Here is a 3414-nt window from a genome sequence, read left to right as displayed (position 1 = left end):
CGCGCGCCACCCATGCATCGTCCGCGTCCGATCATTCAGGATTCTCGCGCAACACGTATCGAAGCAATCCCTCGAAATCGGCTCCCAAGAACGACCGCACCGCGGATTCCGACGTCTCATGGTCGCCGGCGGGCGATGACGCCGTATGAAAATACACGGCGTCGATTCCCATGGATTGCGCTCCGACCACGTCACGCTCTTCGCTGTTGCCCACGACCAATGCCTTGCCTGCGACGACGAATTCGCGGTCGAGGGCCAGCATGTACAGATCTTTGGAAGGTTTGCGGATTTTCTCCTCACTGGAGATGATGACGTCGTCGAGGACGCCCGCAAGGCCTGTGACATCGAGTTCGGGCCGGACATAGCATGATTGGCCGTTGCACAACAGCGCCACGACCACACCGGCCTCCTGCAGCCGCGTAATCGCATCGATCGCGCCGGGATATGCCCGCAGTCTGCTGGTGGCGCCGCGCCGGAACGACCAAGCGGCTTTTTCCGCGGCCTGCGGCAAGGCCAATCGTCGCTCTGCCTCGTCGCTGCGGTTCATCAACAGCGACCGGTACACCGGCAGCACATTGAATTCCCCACAGCCATTACGCACGATGGCATGGTTCGACTGGTGCACCATTTCACGGGCCTCCAATTGCTCGAATCGATTGCGAAGCGCCGCCACCGATTCGTATTCGGCGCCCAATGCCCGCGCCGTTTCGAAAAGCGCCCGCCATGCGGCGTCCACCTGCATATCGACCTGAATATCGACCAACGTTCCGTATAAATCGAAAAACACCACCTCATATCGGGGAATATGCGTCATGCTTTCCATAACAGATCCTTTCGCCGGCGTCGTCGCCTGATTGCTTTCCATGACGACGGCCGCATTGCAATCGTCATTGCATCCAGACTACCGCAACTTCGTGATTTCGGGGGTACCTATGAACAACATTGCAAACGTTCTGCATAGAAAATACATAAAAGACCACTCATTACATAGTCTTTCTCACATATAAACAGTATTTACAACACGTATTCACATCATATCCATGTTGCAAACGATGTCATCCCATGCTATATTCATTGATATATCCGACCGGCGCACCGAAGCGCGCGGCCCCCGCAAAACAGCATCATCGGTCAGGAACGACCCGGGAAAGAAGGGACGGCATGGCAGCACCCCAGCACACCGAAAGCGCGAAACGAATCGCACGCCCGCTCATCCAACTTGCCAAACTCAACGGCATCGCCACTTCCTATATCGATCAGCTCGGCACCTACGTGGAAATTCGCGACGAGGTGCTCGTCTCCGTGCTGGCCGCCCTCGGCGTGGACGCATCCAGCAACGAGGCGATCGCCGCCTCATACACGGCGGCCAGACGGCGCATCGCCGACACATTGGTCGAGCCGACCATCGTGAAATTCGTCGGGAAGCCCGCCAGCACGCCGATCCGCGCGCAGGGCGACGACGTGACGCTCCGCCTGACGCTTGAGGACGGCTCACCCTACATGGGCGGTCTTCGTACCCACCTCATCGAACAGGATGACGGCACGTTGAGCCTCAATCTGCCCGACGATATTCCGGTGGGATACCATACCCTGCACGTCGAAGCGGGAACGCGGCACGGCGATGCCACGCTCATCTGCGCGCCGGCGCGCATCACGCCGCCCACCTCGGTGTCGGAACGACAGCGCTGGGGGTGGATGGCACAGATGTATTCCATCCGTTCCGCGCAATCCTGGGGCGTGGGCGACTACGGCGACCTGCGGGAATTGCTCATCGACGCGGCAAAGAAGTCGCACGCCGATTTCATGCTGATCAATCCGATCCATGCCACCGCGCCCGTCGAGCCGCTTGAGCCTTCGCCGTATCTGCCGGAGTCCCGACGCTTCCTCAACGTCACCTATATCCGCCCGCAGAACATTCCGGAGTACGCGCGGCTCACCCCGGAGGGCGAAGCCGAAGTGGAGCGGCTGCACAACGAGGTCGTGCCGGCCAACGACAGCGCGGAGCCGATGGACATCAATTCCGCGTGGCGGCACAAGCGCCAGGCGCTGCGACTCATCTACGCCGTGCCGCGCTCCGCCGAACGCCAGGCCGCATTCGATGCGTTCAAGCGGACCGCAGGATCTGATCTTCAGGCGTTCGCCGCATGGTCCGTGGCCTTCCAGGTTTGGGGAGCGCCCTGGGAAAGCATGTGGTTCCATGACACGAACCGCGATTCGCCGGAAGTGGCCGCATTGATGCGCGACCACGCCGACATGGTCGACTTCGAATGCTGGTTGCAATGGATCGCAGATGGGCAAGTGGCCGACGCGCAGCGTGCGGCCCGCGACAGCGGCATGGCGCTCGGTCTGATTCAGGATATGGCCGTGGGCGTGCATTCGCTCGGCGCGGACGTGTGGTGGAATCCCGAACGGTTCGCCGTCGGCAGCGTCACCGTGGGCTGTCCGCCGGATTTCTACAACCAACAGGGGCAGGATTGGGGCCAGCCGCCGTTCAATCCGAAGCACCTGGCCGAAACCGGCTATGCGGTGTACCGCGACATGGTGCATACCATGTTCTCCCATGCGGGCGCGATACGCATTGACCATGTGCTTGGATTGTTCCGCCTGTGGTGGATTCCGCAAGGCGAGGGCGCGCGCGGCGGAGCGTATGTCGCCTATGATCACGAGGCGATGATCGCGATTCTCACCATCGAGGCGACGCGCGCGAATGGGCTGGTCATCGGCGAGGACCTCGGCACCGTGCCGGATTACGTGCGCACGGTGCTTGCCGAACATGGTCTGCTGGGCTGCGTGGTGGAATGGTTCGCCCGCGTGGACGACTCCCCCAACGCCGGAGACCCCTATGCCGACCCGTCCGCGTACCGCAAGTACGCGCTGGCGTCCGTCACCACGCATGATCTGCCGCCAACCGCAGGCTACCTGCAATTCGAGCATGTCAAACTACGCGAGAGGCTGCATCTGCTTTCCGAACCGGTCGAGGAGTTCCAAGCCTCCGCGGCCGCGGAACGGCAGGCCATGCTGGACCGGCTGACGGCAAGCGGCCTCATCACGCCGGAGACCGCGGCGAACGTCGACGACCATATCCAAGACATCGTCGAGGCGATGCACACAATGCTCACTGATTCGCCGTCCGTGCTGTTGCAGGCCGCGCTGGTGGATGGCGTGGGCGAGACCCGCTCGCAGAACCAGCCGGGCACGTCCTCCGAATACTGCAATTGGCGCGTGCCGCTTGCCGACGAGCATCATCGTGTGGTGCATACCGATGAGGTGTTCGATCTACCACGCGTGCAATCATTGGCCGCGATTATGAATGGCGGGAAATAGATTCCACGCGCATTCGGCGATAGCGTACCTTGGCACCGCGCCGTCGCCACAATACCGCTGGCATATATGCATCGCGCCCGTCCGGATGGC

The 3414-nt window shown here is 61.5% G+C and carries 2 protein-coding genes; one reads left to right on the top strand and one right to left on the bottom strand.

What is annotated here, in order from left to right:
- Positions 1–31: 31 nt before the first annotated feature.
- Complete coding sequence (locus B3C64_RS04695) at positions 32–823, bottom strand: HAD family hydrolase (protein ID WP_291534075.1); 792 nt, start codon at positions 821–823, stop codon at positions 32–34.
- A gap of 338 nt (positions 824–1161) precedes the next feature.
- On the opposite strand from B3C64_RS04695, the gene malQ reads away from it, so the two are divergent.
- On the top strand, positions 1162–3324 hold the full coding sequence (gene malQ / locus B3C64_RS04690) for a 4-alpha-glucanotransferase (protein WP_291534073.1): 2163 nt from the start codon (positions 1162–1164) through the stop codon (positions 3322–3324).
- The last annotated feature ends 90 nt before the right edge of the window (positions 3325–3414 follow it).

Origin of the sequence: Bifidobacterium sp. UBA6881, from assembly GCA_002451435.1 — a bacterium.
In the GTDB taxonomy this organism is placed as follows: Bacteria; Actinomycetota; Actinomycetes; order Actinomycetales; family Bifidobacteriaceae; genus Bifidobacterium.
The sequence above is the reverse complement of the archived record's forward strand: the minus strand, read 5'-3'. Positions and strand labels throughout refer to the sequence as shown.

Excerpts from the sequence above, each read along its gene's own strand:
- B3C64_RS04695 (WP_291534075.1), bottom strand. The coding sequence starts at position 823 with ATGGAAAGCATGACGCATATTCCCCGATATGAGGTGGTGTTTTTCGAT.
- malQ (WP_291534073.1), top strand. The coding sequence starts at position 1,162 with ATGGCAGCACCCCAGCACACCGAAAGCGCGAAACGAATCGCACGCCCG.